Annotated in this window: 16 protein-coding genes and 1 tRNA gene; 1 reads left to right on the top strand and 16 read right to left on the bottom strand. The window is 69.2% G+C overall.

Annotated elements, in window-relative coordinates:
• Window positions 1–31: 31 nt before the first annotated feature.
• Window positions 32–1,519 carry a circularly permuted type 2 ATP-grasp protein gene (locus tag V7Q42_RS05175; protein ID WP_333822881.1) on the bottom strand — a complete coding sequence of 496 codons (1,488 nt, stop codon included), beginning with the start codon at window positions 1,517–1,519 and terminating at the stop codon, window positions 32–34.
• 330 nt (window positions 1,520–1,849) lie between these two features.
• Between V7Q42_RS05175 and V7Q42_RS05170 the strand changes: the two genes are divergently transcribed.
• On the top strand, window positions 1,850–2,116 hold the full coding sequence (locus V7Q42_RS05170; protein ID WP_333822880.1) for a hypothetical protein: 267 nt from the start codon (window positions 1,850–1,852) through the stop codon (window positions 2,114–2,116).
• A gap of 45 nt (window positions 2,117–2,161) precedes the next feature.
• On the opposite strand, the gene radC is transcribed toward V7Q42_RS05170, so the two are convergent.
• The 15 genes from radC to V7Q42_RS05095 form a co-directional block, all read right to left on the bottom strand.
• Window positions 2,162–2,887 (bottom strand): RadC family protein, encoded by a 726-nt coding sequence (gene radC / locus V7Q42_RS05165; protein ID WP_333822879.1) that lies wholly within the window; start codon window positions 2,885–2,887, stop codon window positions 2,162–2,164.
• 47 nt (window positions 2,888–2,934) lie between these two features.
• On the bottom strand, window positions 2,935–3,801 hold the full coding sequence (gene map / locus V7Q42_RS05160; RefSeq protein WP_333822877.1) for a type I methionyl aminopeptidase: 867 nt from the start codon (window positions 3,799–3,801) through the stop codon (window positions 2,935–2,937).
• 297 nt (window positions 3,802–4,098) lie between these two features.
• Window positions 4,099–4,797, bottom strand: coding sequence for a DNA/RNA nuclease SfsA (sfsA, locus tag V7Q42_RS05155; protein ID WP_333822875.1), 699 nt, complete (start codon window positions 4,795–4,797; stop codon window positions 4,099–4,101).
• A 23-nt stretch (window positions 4,798–4,820) separates the two neighbouring features.
• Complete coding sequence (locus tag V7Q42_RS05150; protein WP_333822874.1) at window positions 4,821–6,416, bottom strand: ArnT family glycosyltransferase; 1,596 nt, start codon at window positions 6,414–6,416, stop codon at window positions 4,821–4,823.
• Window positions 6,417–6,527: 111 nt separating this feature from the next.
• Window positions 6,528–6,857, bottom strand: coding sequence for a rhodanese-like domain-containing protein (locus tag V7Q42_RS05145; RefSeq protein WP_333822873.1), 330 nt, complete (start codon window positions 6,855–6,857; stop codon window positions 6,528–6,530).
• Between the two features lie 204 nt (window positions 6,858–7,061).
• Entirely contained in the window at window positions 7,062–7,376 is a 315-nt protein-coding gene (locus tag V7Q42_RS05140) for a monooxygenase (protein ID WP_333822872.1), read from the bottom strand.
• A gap of 90 nt (window positions 7,377–7,466) precedes the next feature.
• Window positions 7,467–7,688 (bottom strand): hypothetical protein, encoded by a 222-nt coding sequence (locus V7Q42_RS05135; RefSeq protein WP_333822871.1) that lies wholly within the window; start codon window positions 7,686–7,688, stop codon window positions 7,467–7,469.
• Window positions 7,689–7,778: 90 nt separating this feature from the next.
• Window positions 7,779–7,863 (bottom strand) — tRNA-Leu (locus V7Q42_RS05130).
• A 330-nt stretch (window positions 7,864–8,193) separates the two neighbouring features.
• Window positions 8,194–8,796 carry a hypothetical protein gene (locus V7Q42_RS05125; RefSeq protein ID WP_333822870.1) on the bottom strand — a complete coding sequence of 201 codons (603 nt, stop codon included), beginning with the start codon at window positions 8,794–8,796 and terminating at the stop codon, window positions 8,194–8,196.
• Window positions 8,797–8,799: 3 nt separating this feature from the next.
• Window positions 8,800–10,503, bottom strand: a complete 1,704-nt coding sequence (locus V7Q42_RS05120) for a phage head spike fiber domain-containing protein (protein WP_333822869.1) — start codon at window positions 10,501–10,503, stop codon at window positions 8,800–8,802.
• A gap of 3 nt (window positions 10,504–10,506) precedes the next feature.
• A complete protein-coding gene (locus V7Q42_RS05115) occupies window positions 10,507–13,287 on the bottom strand; it encodes a hypothetical protein (protein WP_333822868.1) in 2,781 nt (926 codons plus the stop codon).
• The gene (locus tag V7Q42_RS05110) at window positions 13,284–13,751 is read right to left on the bottom strand and encodes an NlpC/P60 family protein (protein ID WP_333822867.1); all 468 of its coding nucleotides are present in this window, start codon (window positions 13,749–13,751) and stop codon (window positions 13,284–13,286) included. Before V7Q42_RS05110 ends, V7Q42_RS05115 begins: the two co-directional genes overlap by 4 nt.
• Window positions 13,748–14,254, bottom strand: a complete 507-nt coding sequence (locus V7Q42_RS05105; protein WP_333822866.1) for a DUF1833 family protein — start codon at window positions 14,252–14,254, stop codon at window positions 13,748–13,750. The genes V7Q42_RS05110 and V7Q42_RS05105 overlap by 4 nt, the downstream gene beginning before the upstream one ends.
• Window positions 14,251–14,610, bottom strand: coding sequence for a hypothetical protein (locus tag V7Q42_RS05100; protein ID WP_333822865.1), 360 nt, complete (start codon window positions 14,608–14,610; stop codon window positions 14,251–14,253). The genes V7Q42_RS05105 and V7Q42_RS05100 overlap by 4 nt, the downstream gene beginning before the upstream one ends.
• Window positions 14,611–14,612: 2 nt before the next feature.
• The coding region (locus tag V7Q42_RS05095) for a phage tail length tape measure family protein (protein ID WP_333822864.1) at window positions 14,613–18,346 on the bottom strand (3,734 nt) is incomplete at its 5' end.

The raw sequence follows: 18,346 nt of genomic DNA, 5'->3' as shown, positions 1-18,346 counted from the left end.
GAGGGCGGCGGAGCGCGCGTCCCGTCACGGATCAGATGAAAATGGCCGCGGACTGCTGCTGTTGCTGGGCCTGTTGGATCGACTGGCTCTGGTGAGCGGTCGGTACGTCGACCACCCAGGTGTCCTTGGTGCCGCCGCCCTGGCTGGAATTGACCACCAGCGACCCTTCCTGCAACGCCACGCGAGTGAGGCCGCCGGGGACGACGCGGACGCCGTCGGCGCCGGTCAGAACATAGGGCCTGAGGTCGACGTGGCGCGGCGCCACACCTTCGTCGACGAAGGTCGGGCAGGTGGAGAGCGCCAGCGTCGGCTGGGCGATGAACTTCTCCGGATGGGCCTTCAGTTTGGCGCGGAAGGTCTCGATCTTGGCGGCGTCGGCCTTGGGGCCGACCAACATGCCGTAGCCGCCGGAGCCGTCGACCTCCTTGACCACCAGCTCGGGCAGGTGATCGAGAACGTATTTCAGGGCGTCGGGCTCGCGGCAGCGCCAGGTCGGCACGTTCTTCAGGATGGCGTCCTTGCCTGTGTAGAAGCGGATGATCTCCGGCATGTAGCTGTAGACGGCCTTGTCGTCGGAGACGCCGGTGCCGACGGCGTTGGCGAGCGTCACGTTGCCGGCGCGGTAGGCGGCCATCAGGCCGGGGACGCCGAGGACCGAATCCGGGCGGAAGGCGAGGGGATCGATGAAGTCGTCGTCGAGGCGGCGATAGATCACGTCGACCCGCTTCGGCCCCTCGGTGGTGCGCATGTAGACGACGTTCTCGCGCACGTAGAGGTCGGTGCCCTCGACCAGTTCGGCGCCGAGTTTGTCGGCGAGGAACGAGTGCTCGTAATAGGCCGAGTTGAACGGGCCGGGGGTCAGCAGCGCCACCGTCGGATCGGCGGAGGCGGTGCGCGGCGCCATCGACTTCAGAGTGGCGAGCAACTCGTCGGCGTAGTTCTCGACCGGAGCGATGCGGTGGCGGGCGCACAGATCGGGGAAGAGGCGCAGCATGACCTCGCGGTTCTCCAACATGTAGGAGACGCCGGAGGGGGTGCGGGCATTGTCCTCGAGGACGTAGAAGGTGTCGGCGTCGACGCGGACGATGTCGATGCCGGCGATCGACACCCAGATCTTGTGGGGCAGGGCGACGCCCTGCATCTCGGGCCGGTAATAGGGGTTCTTGTAGACGAGATCCTCGGGGATGATGCCGGCGCGGACGATCTCGCCCTTGCCGTAGACGTCGTCGAGGAACAGGTTCAGGGCGGTGACGCGTTGGACGAGGCCGGCGGCGAGCCGCTCCCATTCCGGTCGGGTGATGACGCGCGGCACGATGTCGAAGGGGATGAGGCGTTCCTCGCCCTCGGCGTCGCCGTAGACGGCGAAGGTGATGCCGATGCGGCGGAAGAGCAGTTCCGCCTCGTGCCGGCGTTGGCGCAACAACTCGGGCGGCGTGTTCTTCAGCCAGGTGTCGACGATCTCGTAGCCCTGTCGGCACTCGGAACCCGACCCTGTCATCTCATCGAAGGCTGTCACCATCGTCCGAGCATCTCCTCGCAACGGCCCATCGTCGCTGCTTCGAGAAGCATCATCGACCCGGGCGAACATGTGCGCAAGCGAATTGGAGGTGCAGGAAACTCCGCATAAAGGCTTGGTTTTGCGTGGTTCCGAGGCGACTTGCGCAAGAAATGGGCAGGGATTCCGCGCCGCCACGGGACTGGCGTTCGTCGCCGTCGCGTGCTCTTCATGGAAGCGGGCTCGGGCGAGTCCGGGCCCGCGCGGTGGTCGGCGCGCTCGTCTGAGGAGCGTCGATTTCGCCGGTCGGGACCGCGGGTACGTCGGGGCGTGAGGAGCGGGGAGGCGACGGAGATGCATCGGATCATCGTCGACATCGACGAGGCCGCCCAGAGCGATCTCGACGTGTGGATGTTCGCCGAAGACGTCGCGCGGACCTGCGCTCGCGACGGCCATGCGCGGCTCGACCTGCCGGCGGCGCGCCGGGCGATGACGCGTCTGGCGGTCGAGGTTCACTCGGCCTCGCACGTCCGCCGGCTGGTCAAGGCGATCGAGGCGGTCGCCGCGAAGCACCATGTCGCCGACCGGGTGCTGATCTGGGACGAGAAATACGAACCATGACCGCCCGGCGGGTCGGGTCGGTCGCGCCGGCGGCCGACGACCGTCTCACAGCAGCCGCAGCCCCTTGAAGCTGGCGTGGCCCTCGCGGCCGATGACGATGTGGTCGTGGACGGCGATGCCGAGCGACTTGGCGATGTCGACGATCTGCCGGGTCATGGCGATGTCGGCGGTCGACGGGGTCGGATCACCCGAAGGGTGGTTGTGGACGAGGATGATCGCCGAGGCCGAGAGCTCGAGTGCCCGTTTGACGATCTCGCGCGGGTAGACCGGGGTATGGTCGACGGTACCGGTCTGCTGGACCTCGTCGGCGATCAGGCCGTTCTTCTTGTCGAGGAAGAGGATGCGGAACTGCTCGCGCATCTCGAAGGCCATGGCGGAACGGCAATAGTCGATCACCTGGCTCCACGAGGAGAGCACCGGCTTCTTCTTCACCTCGCCTCTGGCCATGCGCAGACCGGCGGCGCGGACGATCTTCAGATCGGTCGCCACCTGGTCTCCGATGCCGGGGATCTCGCGCAACCGTTCCTCCGGCGCGCCGAGCACTTCGGCGAAGGAGCCGAAGCGGGCGATCAGGGTTTTCGCCAGCGCCTTGACGTCGCGGCGCGGGATCGAGCGGAAGAGGACGAGTTCGAGCAACTCGTAGTCCGGCAGCGCCTCGGCGCCGGCGTCGCGGAAGCGCGCTTTCAGGCGCTCACGATGGCCGTGGCGATGGTCGGCGGTCTCCGCCGGTTCCAACTCGGCTCTGCCCGACGCGTCGTCGAACCCGTTCATGTCCGCCTCGTGTCCGCGATTCCACCCTCGGTGGCGCGGGCACATCTTCAGATGGCATAGGGCGGCTTGTGAAGCCCCTTCGCCGACAACGTGAACACTTCGCAGCCGGTGTCGGTGACGCCGACCATGTGTTCGAACTGGGCGGAGAGCGAGCGGTCGCGGGTGACCGCGGTCCAGCCGTCGGAGAGCACCTTCACCGCCGGGCGACCGAGGTTCACCATCGGCTCGATGGTGAAGACCATGCCGGGGCGCAGTTCGACAGTCTGATGACCGCGAATTGCCTGTTGCCGTTCGGCGTCTGAGGAGAACGTTGGTCCGTAGTGGAGTATATTGGGAGTATCATGAAAAAGTAGACCAATTCCGTGGCCACAGAAGTCCCGGACGACAGAGCATCGCTCCGATTCAACATAGTTTTGTATGGCGCTACCAATGTCTGCCGTGGTGTTGCCGGGCTTCACCTGGGCGATGCCGCGCATGAGGCTCTCGTAGGTGACGTCGACGAGCCGGCTCGCGGCGCGCTTGACGTCACCGACGAGGTACATGCGGGAGCTGTCCCCGTGCCAGCCGTCGAGGATGAAGGTGACGTCGATGTTGACGATGTCGCCGTCCTTGAGCGGGCGGTCGTCGGGGATGCCGTGGCAGACGACGTGGTTGATCGAGGTGCAGACGCTCTTGTTGTAGCCGCGATAGTTCAGCGTCGCCGGCAGGGCGCCGCCCTTCAGGGCGAAGTCGTGGACGAAGTCGTCGATCTCCTGCGTCGTCACGCCCGGGCGGGCGAGCGGGGCGACCGCATCGAGACAATCGGCGGCGAAGCGGCCGGCCCGGCGCAGGCCCTCGAAGGCCTCGGCGCCGTAGAGGCGGATGGCGCCGGTGTTCTTGAGCGGCGCGGTGGTGGCGTCGACGTAGTTGACCATGATCCGTCCGGAAAAGAGGAGGCGGAGGCGATCCGCGCATCTGGAGTTCTATTTATAGGCTTCGGCGGCGGATTCCAGAGGAAAGCGGCGGGAGACGGGGGCTCCGCCGGCTGCTGCTGCGCGTCGCCGCTCCGCTTCGGTACGCCGCCGCCAGGTCGAGCGCGATGGTTCGAGACGGTCGCTCGCGCGACCTCCTTATCATGAGGTGATTGTAATCATTGATGAACTCGCACGACCCTCATGGTGAGGAGGGCCGCAGGCCGGTCTCGAACCATCGCGCACGGCGTTCCCCCGACCTCACCCGACCGCGATCCGTCGCTCGACCAACACTTCCTCGGCACTCACCCGGGTCGCCCAGACCTCGATCTCGACGCCACGGGCGCGCGCCGCCGCGAAGCCCTGCGCATAGGCCGGGTCGATGTCGGCGGCGAGGGCGAAGCGGGTGCAGTCGGGGCGGTTCACCAGATAGACCATCACGGCGCGATGGCCCTCGGCGACCATGTCGGCCAGTTCGTCGAGGTGCTTGGCGCCGCGGCTGGTCACCGCGTCGGGGAACTCGGCGAGGCCGGGCTCGCGCATCAGGGTGACGTTCTTCACCTCGACATAGGCGCGGCCGCGGATCTCGTCCTCGAGCAGGATGTCGATGCGGGAATTCTTGCCGTATTTCACCTCGCGCCGCAGGCCGGTATAGCCGGTGAGCGAGGGGATCGTGCCCGCCGCGATCGCTTCGGCGACGATGGCGTTGGGGTGGCCGGTATCGATGCAGACGAGATGGCCCTCGACCTCCTCGAGCTTCCAGCTCCAGGCGAGCTTGCGCTTCGGGTCGTCGGACTTCTGCAACAGCACGCGGGCGCCGGGGCGGGCGAGCGACAGCATCGAGCCGGAATTGGCGCAGTGCGCGGTGATCTCCTCACCGCTTTCGAGCACCACGTCGGCGAGAAAGCGCTTGTAGCGCTTCACCAGACGACCGGGGACCAGCGGGGTGGTGAACCGCATCGGGAAACCTCTCGGCTGAACGCTCAGCGCTCGGGATAGGGCAGGGGATAGGGCGACTTCAGCCGGCGGCCGATGGCGACCTCGGCCTCGAACAGGCGGGTCTCGCCGTAGTGGACGGTGATCGGGTTCTGCAGGTCGAGGCGCTCGACGTAGGGCATCAGCGCGTCGCGTCCACGATCGTAGGTCTTGGGGCGGCCGATCACGAGGACGTCGCGGCCGACGAAATCGGCCGGGTCGGAGAGGAAGGCGAAGCCGCGCGGGTCGGGGCCGAAGACGGCGACCGTGGCGTGGCTCCCCAGTTCCTCGGCGATGCGGGCGGCGTCGATCCAGTGGAAGGTGACGACGAGCGGCCGATCCTTGGCCGCGGTGCCGGGCGCGGGCGGTTTCGCCGGGAGGAGACGGCGGCGGATCAGCTCGTCGCGCAGGCCGTGCCAGCCGACCGATTCGGAGAGGAAGCGGTCGATCTTCAGCGCCGAGACGATCTCCGGCGAAGGCGGCAGGAAGCGCAGCACGAGGACGGCGGTGGCGGCGAGCGCCAGAAGCGCGGTGGAGGCGACGGCGAAGCCGTGGGCGAGGCGCGACGGGCTTCCGGTCTTCGCTTCGACGGCGGTGATCGCCTTGCCGAGGACGGGGAGGAGGAAGAGCCAACCGGGCATCTGCCAGTGCGGCAGCGCGTCGCCGCCGCGCAGGGGCACGGCGGTGAAGATCAGGATCGAGGGCAGCGCCAAGGCGGTGAGGAAGGCCGTCGGCCCGGCGAGGCTCTTCTCGGCGCGCAGCCGCGAGACGGTGGCGGCGACCGCGGCGACGAGCGTCCAGGGGGCGAGATAGGCGAGCTGGCCGAGAACGGCGCGGCCGAGGCCCGGCCACGAGACGCCTTTGCCGCCGCCGCCGCGCGACGACTGGAAGAGGAAGGAGACCCAGCCGTTCTCGGCGTTCCAGATCACCACCGGCGAGACGGTGACGACGGCGATCGCCGCGGCGATCCACGGCGCGGGACCGCGCAGATGGAAGCGATGCGGGGTCGCCACGATGAAGGTGAAGGCGGCGAAGGCGAAGAGCGCGGCGTGGTACTTCGACAGGCCGGCGAGGCCCAGGCACAAGCCGGCGAGGAGCCACAGGCGGCGCTCGCGCAATCCCTCGGGGCGGAAGAACAGCAGCTCGACGAGGATGCGGGCGGTCGCGGCGAGGAAGAGGATCAGCGGTCCGTCGGGGACGATCCAGCTGCCGGCCGAGGCGAAGAAGAAGGGCGCGAGGGTCAGCGCCACCAGCGCCCACAGGCCGGCGCGCGGCCCCCACAGCCGCCGCGTCAGGTCGAAGATCAGCCAGCTCGTCACGGTGAAGGCGAGGACGAAGGGCAGGCGCAGGACGAAGGCCGGCACCGGATCGCCGAAATGGGGCGTCGCCAGAGCGCGGGCCGCCTCCACCCACCAGAAGACCATCGGCGGATGGTCGAACCAGGAGAGTTGGACCTGCTGCGACACCGCGACGGCATAGGCCTCGTCGACGCCGAGATCGAGCAGGGCGGCGAGCGCCAGCCGGGCGAGGAGGCCGACCACGAGCACCGCGACGGCGGCGCGCGTCGCCGAGGTATGCGGAACGGGGGCGGGCGATCGAGGCATCACGAATCCCGGCGGTGGCGGCTCGTCGGAGTCATAGCCGCCGGGGCGCACATGTGCCACCGCCGCGCTTCGGGAGGAGCGCGGCGGGAGGAAACGCGAGGGTTCGTTCGATCAGAGGACGATCGGCAGGCCGTGCATGCGCCAGGCGCCGATGCCGCCGCCCATGTGGCTGTCGTGCGGCAGGCCCATCTTGTGGCAGATGTCGACGGCGCGGGCCGAACGAGAGCCGACGAGGCAGTAGAACACCACCGGCTTGTCCTGCGGGATCGCGGTGGCGGTGGTGTGGAGCGAGGAGAGCGGCGCGTTGTAGGCGCCGGGCACGTGGCCCTGCGCGAATTCGTGGGCCTCGCGCACGTCGACCAGCAGCACCTGACCGTCCTTGGCCATGCGATGGACGTCGGGCGGCGTGATGGTCTTGACCGGCGCGGACTTACCGAACATGAAACCGAACATTCTCGTCTCCTCGTCGATCGCGACACCGCCCGTCCCGGCGGTCGCATCGGATATATGCGGCGTTCCTCATAAACGCAGGCGCGGCACTTCGCAACTGCGAGAAATTCGGCATCGCGGCCCGGCGTTTCAAGACCGGTGGCTGCGAAAAAATCGATCTTCCGCAATGCGGAACGTCTGCGGGTGTCGGGCGGCTCAGAGGCCGGTCTCGATCCGGCCGGTGAGATTGTCGACGCTGACCGGGCTCTCGAACCAGGTGACGACCGGCTCCGACCCGTAGAGGGCGGCGACGCGTTCCTTCCATTCGCCGGAATAGACCGCTTCCGCGGCCGCCCGGCTCTCCCAGAGATAGACGCCGCCGGCGAAGCGGCCGTCTTCGGAGAGGACGTAGTGTTTGCGACGCAGGCCGGGGAGGCCGAGGTATTTCGGCGCCGAGGATTCGAACCGCCGCGTCGCTTCGGCGAGGTCGATCGGCTCGGGCAGGGCGAACTGGACCAGGGTCAGGATCATGGCGGCCTCCGATGGGGCGGCGATGGTCGCCGAAAACGGCGGCCGCGTCCATCGGTCGGTGACGGCAGAGGTGAGCCTGGGCGCGTTCGCTCAGGCGAAGATGTCGACGAGGGTGCCGGTGTAGCCGGACTTGCTCTTCGCCTGCCTGTCGGCGAGCAGCGAGGATTGCCAAGCGACGTTGGTGAGGGCATCGTCGAGCATGGTGGCGGAGCTGTTGCGTTTGACGGCGAGCAGATTCGTGGCCGCGAAGCGATAGGAATCGCCGGTCGATTTGGCGTTGGCGTAGGAGTAGTTCTTGCCGAAGACGATCATGCTCGGCCCTTGCGGCGGACGTCGCCAGCTCCAGGCTCGCAGACCGAGATGAACGGAAAGTTACGGCGCGCACGCTCGGTCCGAGCGATCTGGTGCGGACGGCGGGACTCGAACCCGCACGCCTTGCGGCGCAAGATTTTAAGTCTCGTGCGTCTACCGGTTTCGCCACGTCCGCTTCGCCAGGAAGAGGGGTAGCGGGGAGCCTCGTCGAGATCAAGCCGGGACGGTGAGCGATCGCGCGGCCACGGTGACGCGGACGCGACGGCGAGGGTGACTGTAGCGCGCAAAATCGGATGGCAGGGCGCGCAAGATCAGGTGGCAGCAAGAATCGCCCGGTCTGATTGCCCGTTAGAGCCCGCTTCGAAGCCTCCTCAGAGCCACTTCGAAATAGGTCTCGTCGACCTCGATCCCGACATACTCCAGGCCCGCTTGGGCGCAGGCCACGCCGATGGTTCCGGTAGCGGCCCCGCTTTCCCCCCGCTCGTACCGAGCGGGTGAATATCTCTCACGCCGAGATCGCCGCGGCCCGGGCGAAGAGCGCATCGATCTCCTGCTCGCCGAGGCCGAGGGCTCCGGCGAGCGTCGCGATGGTCGGACTCGTCCGCTCGAAGACGCCGCCGCTCGCCCAGGCCTCCTGGGTGATCGGATCGGCCGCGGCGACGGCGGCGTCGATGGTCTCGAGCAGGCCCGCCTCGCGCAGCGCGGCGCGGGCCTGGAAGCGGGAGACGGTCATCGGTCGCAGCGATGTCTCGGCGGCCACCGCCCCATCGACGAAGGTGGAGGTGGGCGTCGCCGGGACGATCACCGCGTCGCCGAACTCCGGCATCTCGCCCCCGGACCAGAGCAGATCGACATGGTACCCGGGAACCGGCTCCATGACGGGGATCTCGATCCGATCTCCGTCCGGACCCTCGAAGAAGTCGGTGCCGACTCGACGCCGATGAATGCCGTCACCGCCGAGGGGCATCAGGTCGACGCGCACACCGTCCAGGTAGGCTGTGACGCGGAAACCCGCAGTCCCGGTCTCCGGGTCTCTTTCGACGAGGCCGAACGGCTCGAGGGCGGCGAGAGCGGTGGCCCGATCGATATAGCGCAGATGGATGGTCATGGATCAGCTCCAAGGTCTCGCTTGTGCCATCAGGCCGCCGGCCGATGCGACGAAGGGCCAGACGACGATTTCATCGACCGCTCCATTGGTCGCATACGCACCCGAAGGGGTGGCGAATAGCCGCGCCACTCCCGCGGTGAGAATACCCACCCCCGGATTCGAGCGTGATTGCACCTCTCCGCCGTTGCCACAGAGGAGCCACGATCCGACGCCGGCCGACATCGCCGCGCCGAAGGCCGTAACCGCCGAAGATCCGAGTGTCGCCACCAGAGACTGAACACCATCATACGACCGGATCGTCGTCGCCGACGTATACCACCCCAAGGCAAAGCCGCTGGTGAACGCGATCAGTCGCTGGAGGGACGTCGCATATGTCGCCGAGGCCCGGAAAGCGATGGTGTATCCACCGGCGAAACGGGCCGCCAGCGCCGACGATACCCGCACGTCGTCGGCGACCCGTGTCACGCTCGACGACCCGCTCACCGTCACGTAGGACGACGGCGGCTCGGCCGCGCCGGTGACCCGCTCGGTATTGACATAACCGACCGCCCATGTCGCCGCGCTGTCTCCGACGTAGTAAATCGACGTCTCGGAGACCCCGTAGATTAAGACGCCGATGATGCCCGCCGCATCGGAGGCCGCCGTGACCTCGATCCGCCAACAGGAGTCGGCCAATGAGCTGATGCGAACGAAACCGAGCCCCGCCTGGGCGAGAATACCGCCGGTGGTCAGATCGACCGTGACGTAGTGGCTGCCGGAGAAGGCCGAACCGGCGAGCTGAAGGCGGACGTTGCGCGCGCCCGACACGCGCTTGACGACCACCTGGGTCGCCCAGTTCTCCCCTGCCGCCGCCACGGTCGCCCCGACGTTCCCGACAGCGAGACGATGTGGGCCATCCGAGCTGTCTTCGATGAACGGCGTAAGCCCGGCCACCCCGTCCGGGCCGGCGATCGCCGATCCCGTGGTGACCCCGATTTTGTTCCAGGCGGCGTTGGACAGGGACTCCGAATAGGGGCCGTACTTCGTCGCCGCTACCGCTTCGACAACCAATCGACGCCGTCCCGACGACCAGTCCCACGCCGGTGAATTCGCGCCGACCGTGTCGAGCGTGCCGGTCGGCCCGATCACCCGCTTCGGCGCGGTCGAGAAGGTGAGAAGGTCGCCGACGGTGCAATAGGCCCCGCCCGACATCATCGCCCCTGATGGCGCCGAGAACAGGGCGACAGGGGGGAGCCCGTCGAGGACGTGGGGCAGCGCCGGCACCGAGACGGCGGCGACGCTCACCGCGGCAGCCTGAATCTCGGCGAGGATCTCCGGCGCGGTCGCGGTCGCTCCTCCGGCGATCAGACGATAATTGCCGTCGAGGCGCACCAACTCGCAGACCGATCCGGCGGCGATCGGCAAGGTGAGATAGGCTCCCGCCGCGTCCAGAATGTAGCCGGCGGCGAAAGCGCCGATGACGAGGGTGGCGCCGGGAATGATCGACACCGTCGGCACGAGCAGGAACCGCATACCGTCGATCAGTGCCGGCGGCACCGGCGACGCCGTCGCCGTCACCGCCGACGCGGTGCCGCCGACCGACGTCAGGAGCAGCGGTGCGCGGCCGTGCAGGTTCTCGACGTGGGCCTTGACCGCCGGCAGGAAGTTGGCGCCGGCCTTGCCGCCGGACGAGGTGACGTCGATCGTCTGGGTGGTCGGGGTCGTCATCGGTCAGGCTCCGTAGAGTTCGGTGGCGGCGTAGTCGACGGCGGTGATGCGCGCCGTGAGGTCCTCGGCCGGTGCGATCTCCCAGATCAGCACCTCGCGGCCGACGCGAACGAGCGCCCCGGTGACCACCAGCGTGCCCTCGCCGATCAGCTCGCGCGTGCCGGACATCGGCATCGGCAGGGGGGCGGCGAGGGTGAGGACGGTCGAGCCGTCGGCGGCACCCTCGACCTCGGCGGTGACGAGGGTGCCGTCGTCGCAGCGGATGACGCAGCCCGGCGCGCCGCGCGGTTCGGTCAGGTCGGCGATCGCCGTGAGGTCGACGATGGTGGTGAGGTCCGAATTAGCCTCGCCGTAGTCGGCCGCATCGTCGAGGGTGATCGTGATGATGCGGTTGCTGTCGTCGAGGGTGAGCGAGCGGATGCGCCCCCGCCCGCCGAGCCGACCGAGGATGTCGGTCTCCCACAGCACGAGCGAGCCGCGCTCGAATTCGAGATGCTCGATGTCCATCGTGCAGGAGTGCAGCGCCGAGCGGTGGATGCGCCAGCCGTAGTCGAGTGCGGCCCGCGCCCGCGCCTGTGCCTCGGTCTGGATCCCCTCGTAGCTGATCGCTTCGAAGACCGTCGCCTCGAGAAGGCCACCGCCGGCGGTGGAGGCATAGCCCGGTGCATAGACCAGGATTTCGCGCGGCTTGTAGTCCTCGACTTCGTCGATGATCGTCACTCTCAGCGCATGGGGCAGATCGCCGAAGGCCTTATGGGTTTCGAAGCGGCCGGCGTTGCGCTGGGAGATCAGGCCGACCGGTGTCGATCGCGGTCGGTCGATCACCACCGAGTGGCGCGGCGCGCCGAAGTTGGGCGAGGCCCGACCGGTGAGGGCGATGGCGCGTAGAGTGTCCTCCGCCGACTTGCCCTTGACCACCATGTCGCAGGTCAGTCCCTCGGCGTCGCACCACTCCGCCCAATCGGCGAGATTGGTCTCGTCGATCAACGCTGTCGCGGTCGGCACCGCGGTGTCGGGCCCACACAGGACGTGGCGGTACCAGTCGGCCGGGTTGCGGCTCCGGCCGAGCGCCCACCCCGTGCCGGTCCATGTTCTGCACAGGCCCTGGGCGAGGACGCGCAACGTCTCGAGGCTGCGGTTCTTGCCGCGGATGGCGATCAGCGTCACCGGGTCGGATCCCGAGGCGATCGGGTATTCGTCGTACACCGACTGCACCGAGATCAACGAGATCGCGTCCGAGAAGTAGCTCGGGTTCATCACCAGCTTGGCGTTGGCCGAGGCGATCGCCGCGATCGGTGGGGTGAAGAGGTCGGCGACATCGACCGAGCTACGGACGTAATGGTAATTCGCCAGCTGAAAATTCGCCCAGTTCAGCACCCACGACCGCTTGGTCTCGACCTGCCACCGGCCCTTGGGATATTGGCTCTCGAGCAGGTACAGGATGATCCGGCTGTCGCTTTCCCATTCCCATTGAGTATAGGCCGGCGCCGAATTATTGACGAAATAGCTCGAAAGCGGGCTCTCCCAGACGCCCGCGGTCACCCACTGAAGCGCCCAGCCTTTGATCTTGTTGACGTCGCGGTTGGTACCGATGGCCCCGCCGACCGGCCACGGGTTGCCGGCCGACGCCGGATAGACGTCGACCCAGCGGATTTCGAGTTGGAGGCGGATCGCGTCGTTACCCTCGAGCGCTCGGATCATGAGCTGAGGCAGGTTGATCCAATCACCCCAACCGGTCGAACCGCGCAACCGCATCCGGTGGCGCAGAGCGACGGCCGCTGCGTAGGTGGCGCCGGATGCCGCCCGGTAGATGAGGCCGGCGGGCAGTACATACTCGAGGCGCAGCGCGTCGGCGCCGTCTCTACCTTCGACGCGATGCCAATCGGGTTCCGACTGCGCGACGGTGCCGATAATCTGCACCGCGCCGTCCGGGTCGTCGGGGTCGACCTCCCAGTCGCTCAACTCGATGTTGACCGCCTCCTCGATCCGCGTGTCGGTCACCAGCGTGAGCGGTGTGTCGTCGGTGCGGATTTCGACCTCGAGATCGGCGATCGTCGACGCCTCCACCGAGCCGAGCCTGACCTCGTCGATGTCGTGGAGGCCGGCGAGCGCATAGACCGCCGTCACCGTCTGATCGTAGCGGGTGGTGCCGCCGGTCTTCCTGACGCCGGGTTTGAGCATGGTGAAGGGCGGCACGACGAGCTGCGGCGCCACCATGGTGCGGCCGATCACCCGCTGCAACGACGCCCCCGGTTCGAAGTCGTTGCCGGCCGAAGCGAAGCCGAGCGGGTCTTTGCTCTCCCGCTTGTTGTCGGGGCGGAGCAGCCCCTGCAGCGCCAGCGCCCCGCCGATCGACAGGCCGGCCGCCAACAGGCGGGCGCCCATCGTCCCGGCCTTGAAGGCGCTGCCGAGCAGCCCGGCCATGCCGCCGCCGCCGACCCAGGCGGTGAGCGTGATCAGCGCCAGAGCGGCGACGATGCTGAGCGCCTTCTGCCCGCCGCGCCCGCCACCGGCGACCGGCAGCCGCAGCACCAGTGTCACCGGGTGCAGACGCGACCAGGTCGCCGGCCGCACCACGTGCCAGCGGTCGCGCGGCACGTGATGGTCGCCGAGCCACGCCTCGAGCAGCTCGCGCCGCGGCTCGTGGGCCGGGTCGAGAGGAATCGCCGCGACGATCTCGGCGATCGTCGACCGCGCCGGACAGGTGACGTCGATCCAATCGCCGGTGATGGCGTCGACGGCGACGCGGATGTGGATCATCTCCGGAGCGTCGAGCGCCGTCATGCGAGCCCCTCCAACGCGGCGGGACGGTGGAGGCCGAGCAGCCGCGGTGTGACCGTCGGCAGTGCCCGCCGGAGGGCGGTGTCGCGAAAGGCCCGGACCATGACGCCGGTCGTCTCCTCGGTGTCGATCATCAGGCCGGGCATCACGACGCAGCCGACGTGGAGCGGCGCCGATCGGGTGCGACCGTCGCCGCCGCGCACGAGGCCGGTCATCAGTACGAGGTCGAGCGGCCGCTCGGCCCCCGGCTCGATCCGCCGCCAGCCCGCCGCCGCCGCCTCGTCCGTCAGCCGGCGCGCGATCGCCGGATAGGCGCCGAGCCCGCCGTGTTCGTCGAGCACGACGCCGGCGGCCTCGGCGACGATGGCGCGATAGAGCCCCCAGCAGTCCAGCCCGATCGCCGGGTCGCGACCACCGAGGCGGAAGGGCACCCGCAGCCAGCGGCGAGCGTCGATCGGAGCGATCATCGGCCGATGCTCCGCATCGCCGCGAGATAGCGACCGGGCCGGATCCACTGGCGCGGCCAGGTCTCGCGCGACAGGTCGGCGCGCTCCAGCGAGCCCTCGACCGTCATGGCGTCGACCCTGACGTCGCGCAGGATGAGATGGCCGTGCGGCCCGCCGACGATCGTGTCGGGGTCCGAATCGAGCACCGCCCAGATCGTCACCGTCGCCGGCGTCGAGATGCCGTCGATCGCCTCGCCGATCCGCTGGTCGACGTTGGGGATCACCAGCCGGGCCCGCGGCGCCTGATCCGACACCGACGGCAGGTCGACCTCGATCGCCGCCGCGAGCCAGGTCTCGCCGAGCGCCGTGACGATCCAGGATCCCGACGTCGTGTCCTCGGTCCCGGCCGCATTGGTCAGCCGGATCGGTGCGTCGAGATCGTCGTGCTCGAGGAGGAGCAGGAGGACGACGTCGGTCGAGCCGGCTTCGGGATAGGCGGCGTCGCGGAAGGCCTGAGTGGTCATGGCATCCGCTCCAGATTGCAGGAGAGAAGCCACAGCGGACCGGCCTTCGGGGTCACCCGATAGGGATCCTCGGCGTCGAACCACCAGCGATAGGTGACACCGTCGCGCGGATCCGCCCACAGGAAGGGCAAGCTGCCCTTGACCAGGTCGACCCGCAGGAAGGTGCGGAACAGCGGCAACTGGGCGACGTCGACCGTGAAGGCCGCGGTGACGAGATCCATGTCGATCGAGGAGCGAGGCCGCCGCTTGCCCGGACCGCTGTCGGTGCCGAAGGCGATCAGAACCGGCTTCGGGCGCTCTTCGAAGCCGTTTCGATCGGGGGTTTGCGGCAGGTCGAGGGGCCAGATCGCCGTCATCGTCACCCCTTCCTCAGCGGGCGCGCCAGGCCATAGGTCGTCCCGACGCGGCCGACCACGTCCTCGATCAGGATCTCGTATTCATTGCCGCCGCCGGCCCGCCGGCGCTCCCGCACCGAGGCCCGCGCCCCCTCCGACCGGTTGTTGACCGAGATCGGCACCACGACCGTCGGCGCGCCGCCGGCGGCCCCGGCCGGTGCCGCTGTGGCCGGGGCGGCGGCGATCGGCGAGCGGGCGACCGTCTCGCCCCCCACCCAGCCGCCCGCCGCGTAGCCGCGCCGCGACGCCCGCCGCATCGCCTCGAGATTGGCGACGCCGATCTTCGATGTCGCCTCGGCGTCGAACACGTACTCGCCGCGATGGACGACGCCGGCCGGTTCGTCCCGACCGCCTGGGCCGGTGAAGCCGCCGTCGGCATAGAGCCCGCCGAGTGTCGGCGTCGCCACCGCCGCGGTGCCGCCGCCGAAGAGCCCGGAGAACAGCCCGCCGAGGCCACCGACCCCGCCGGATGCCACTTTGATGACGAGCCCGGCGAAGCCGGCGAGGAGCCCGTCGATGCCGGATCCGAGGCCACCGAGCAGCGTGCCGAAGGCACCCTCGGTGCCCGACGCGAGATTGGTCGTCGACGTCGCCAGCGACGTGCCGGCCTGTCCGATCGACCCCGACGAGCCGGTCAGCAGTCGCGCCGCGTCGCCGGCGCCGCTGCCGAGGCCGGCGATCGACTGCGAGGCATCGGTCGACGCGCTCTGCAGCTGCCGCGCCCAGGAGAGATCCGGTCCTTCGATGCCATAGCGCTCGCCGCCGGCGGCGAAGGTTTGCGGTCCGCCGGCGAAGCCGACGGTGCCGGAGGCGTTGCCGGTCGCATAGCCCGCGAGGTTCGAGCCGGCGCCGACGCGGGCGAGCATGTCGTCGTACTTCACGCCGAGGCGGGGATCGGCCATCGCCCGATCGGCGGCGGAGAAGGTCGACGACGGGAAATAGGCCCGGTCCGAGAGTGTCCGGTCGAGCGACATGCCGCGGGCGGACGCCCGGTTCAGGACGCTCTCCATGAAAGCCTGCTGGGCCTGCGGTCCCTGTCCGCCGACCTCGGCCTCCGTCATGGCGAAGAGGCGGGACCGCACCGCCGGATCGGCGAGCTCGGCCGAGAAGCCGCGACGGCGGTCGATCAGCCCCCGAGCGCCGGCGATGCGCGCCGTGCCGTTGTCGTTCGCTCCGGCGAGCGTCAGAGGCGGCAGGCCGCTCCGCGCCACCGCCCCGGTCGAGCCGAGACCGCCGGCGAGCGAGCCGTTGATCATCACCGTCCCGGCGGTGATCGTCGCCGTGCCGACCGTCTGCGGCAGCAGGGCGCTCGCCGCGCCGGCGGCGCCGCGACCGCCGAACAGGGTCTTCGCCACGTCGCCGATTTCCGGCAGGTTCTGTCCGATGATCCCGTTCTTCAGCGGGTTGGCGACGGTGAGCTTCAGCATCTCCTTGGACAGATCGTCGACGAGCTGCTTCGACACGTCCTTGCCGGTCCGCAACCCCTCGACCAGCGTGTCGATCGCCGATCCGCCGGTCTGTTGCACCTCGCCCCACGCCGCCCGCTGCCGTTCCAGCTCGCTCGTCGCCTCCGCCGTCGCCGCCGCCTGACGGCGGATCCGGTCCGCGAGGTCGGTACCGCCGAGGCCTTCGCGGCGGATCTTCTGCTCCGCCTCGAGCAGGGCGAGCGCCCGCGCCCGCACCGGCTCGGACTGGCCGATCAGCGCGATTTCGGTACGCAACGTCTCCAGCCGGTGCTCGCCTGTCCGCAACTCGTCGACCGCCCGCGCCCGCTTCTCGGCCTCGGCCTGCGCCATCATCGCGCCGCGCAACTCGCGGGCGAGGCCGAGCAGGCGCTCCTTCTCGGCACCTTCCTTCTGCGCCGCGGCCGCCACCAGCTCGCGCGTCCGCGCCTCGATCTGGATCTCGCGGGCGGCGTCCGACGAAGCGAGTGCCCCCATCGCCACCAGCGCGGTGACCCGGTTGCGCGCCTCGGCGTCGGCCGTCGCCTCGGCGATCGACGTGCGGGTCGCCACCACCGTCTCGCCGAGGACCCGCGCGTAGGCGAGCTCGGCGGCCGCCGCGGCCTGCGCCGCCGTCACCTCCTGCCCGCGCAGGGTGATCCGCACCCGCTCCTGTTCGAGCGCCGCCCGGCTCACCGGATCGCGCGCCTCCATCAGAGCGAGGTCGATGCGCTGCAGCTCGACCGCCCGCTCCTGTTCGGAGATCCAGGTGGAGAGGGCCTGCGTTTGAGCGTCGGTCGCCCGAGCGATCCTGTCCTTCTCCTTCCCGGTTGCGCTCTCCCCAGCCTTGGAGAGAGCCGCAAGGCTCGTCTCCAGACCAATCCGTCGCCGGGCCTCCTCATTGACCGGAGAGCGGTCCGCCGCAGCGATGGCACGAGACGTCGCCATCTCGCCGCGCGCCGAAGCCGCGTTACCCGCGGCGATCCGGTCGGCTCGATCCACCATCCGCTCGAGGCGGGCGATTTCCGATTCCGCCTTCTCGAGCCAAGGGCCGACGTCCATGCCGAGGGGGCCGACCGGTCTGCCCTCCGCCAAGGCTCGTTGGACCGACCGGTACTGCTCGACGAGCGACGAGAGCTTCGAACTCGGTGACCCGGCGACCGCGTCGTCGATCGCCGCACCGATCCCGACGCCACCCTTCGCCGACCAAGCCGGCATTTCCAACCAGCGCTGCCAGAACGGCTGTGCGTCCTTGTAGGAGACGACCCGCTTCGCCAAGGCGTCGAGAAGAGCCCCTTGTGCCTCGGCGACTTTCCCCTGTTCGACCATGCGGGCGATGGCGCGGGCCGTCGACTCGTCGACGAGGTGCATCGACTTCGCCAATGTTTCGGCACCGCGCGCCGGATCGGCGATCAATTCGGCGAGCCGCTTCGCCGCCTCGGTATCGTCGACGCCGATGGTCGCGGCGAAATCGCGCCCCATCCGGATCATGCGGCCGAAGTGCTCGGTCCCGATCTGACCGGTCCGCGTGAGTTCGACCGCCATGGTGCGGGCCGTGTCGATCGAGACGCCCCCGGCCGTCGCGTTGGCGCGGGCGATGGTCTCGATCTCTCCGGCCGTCGTCCCGATGTTGCGGCCGAGCCCGCGCGCCGCGACGTCCGCCTCGCGCATCGCCGACGCGTGATCGAGGGCCGATTTCGCGGCGACGAGGCCGAGGCCGCCCAATGCACCGAGCCCGAGCCGGAACGGTGTCAACCACGCGAGGCCGGCCCGGATCGCATTGCCGATGCCCCCGTAGATTTGTCCGATCTGCGACCCCTGCTGGATCGCCACCATCATCGGGTTCTGACCCGATGCGAGCGACACGAAGACGTCGTTGAGCTGGTAGGAGAGTTGTGTCGCTTGGAAGCCGGAGAGCTTCATCGACGCGGTATGGGCATCGTGCCCGGATTTCGACGCCCGCAGTGCCTCGACCGACGCCGCCGTCGCCGCCCGGGCGCGCTGGCGCGCCGCCGTCGCTTCGGCCGCCGAGATCGCCCCGACCTTCTCGGCCCGCGAGATGTCCTCGACCGTCCGGCGGTACGTCTGCCCGGCCGCCCACAACGGCACATACTTCGCCCTGAGGGCGTCCATCTCCTTCCCGTAGGCGGCGATGTCGGCGCCGCGATCGGGGACGATGGTCTGGCGGTCGACGATCTGTTCGGCGCCCCGCTTCATCGCCGACGCGCGTGCCGCCGCGGCCGACGTCGTCCGCT

Origin of the sequence: Pinisolibacter sp. (genome assembly GCF_036782435.1) — a bacterium.
In the GTDB taxonomy this organism is placed as follows: Bacteria; Pseudomonadota; Alphaproteobacteria; order Rhizobiales; family Ancalomicrobiaceae; genus CALBKH01.
The sequence above is the reverse complement of the archived record's forward strand: the minus strand, read 5'-3'. Positions and strand labels throughout refer to the sequence as shown.

Excerpts from the sequence above, each read along its gene's own strand:
- V7Q42_RS05175 (WP_333822881.1), bottom strand. The coding sequence starts at position 1,519 with ATGGTGACAGCCTTCGATGAGATGACAGGGTCGGGTTCCGAGTGCCGA.
- V7Q42_RS05170 (WP_333822880.1), top strand. The coding sequence starts at position 1,850 with ATGCATCGGATCATCGTCGACATCGACGAGGCCGCCCAGAGCGATCTC.
- radC (WP_333822879.1), bottom strand. The coding sequence starts at position 2,887 with ATGAACGGGTTCGACGACGCGTCGGGCAGAGCCGAGTTGGAACCGGCG.
- map (WP_333822877.1), bottom strand. The coding sequence starts at position 3,801 with ATGGTCAACTACGTCGACGCCACCACCGCGCCGCTCAAGAACACCGGC.
- sfsA (WP_333822875.1), bottom strand. The coding sequence starts at position 4,797 with ATGCGGTTCACCACCCCGCTGGTCCCCGGTCGTCTGGTGAAGCGCTAC.
- V7Q42_RS05150 (WP_333822874.1), bottom strand. The coding sequence starts at position 6,416 with ATGCCTCGATCGCCCGCCCCCGTTCCGCATACCTCGGCGACGCGCGCC.
- V7Q42_RS05145 (WP_333822873.1), bottom strand. The coding sequence starts at position 6,857 with ATGTTCGGTAAGTCCGCGCCGGTCAAGACCATCACGCCGCCCGACGTC.
- V7Q42_RS05140 (WP_333822872.1), bottom strand. The coding sequence starts at position 7,376 with ATGATCCTGACCCTGGTCCAGTTCGCCCTGCCCGAGCCGATCGACCTC.
- V7Q42_RS05135 (WP_333822871.1), bottom strand. The coding sequence starts at position 7,688 with ATGATCGTCTTCGGCAAGAACTACTCCTACGCCAACGCCAAATCGACC.
- V7Q42_RS05125 (WP_333822870.1), bottom strand. The coding sequence starts at position 8,796 with ATGACCATCCATCTGCGCTATATCGATCGGGCCACCGCTCTCGCCGCC.
- V7Q42_RS05120 (WP_333822869.1), bottom strand. The coding sequence starts at position 10,503 with ATGACGACCCCGACCACCCAGACGATCGACGTCACCTCGTCCGGCGGC.
- V7Q42_RS05115 (WP_333822868.1), bottom strand. The coding sequence starts at position 13,287 with ATGACGGCGCTCGACGCTCCGGAGATGATCCACATCCGCGTCGCCGTC.
- V7Q42_RS05110 (WP_333822867.1), bottom strand. The coding sequence starts at position 13,751 with ATGATCGCTCCGATCGACGCTCGCCGCTGGCTGCGGGTGCCCTTCCGC.
- V7Q42_RS05105 (WP_333822866.1), bottom strand. The coding sequence starts at position 14,254 with ATGACCACTCAGGCCTTCCGCGACGCCGCCTATCCCGAAGCCGGCTCG.
- V7Q42_RS05100 (WP_333822865.1), bottom strand. The coding sequence starts at position 14,610 with ATGACGGCGATCTGGCCCCTCGACCTGCCGCAAACCCCCGATCGAAAC.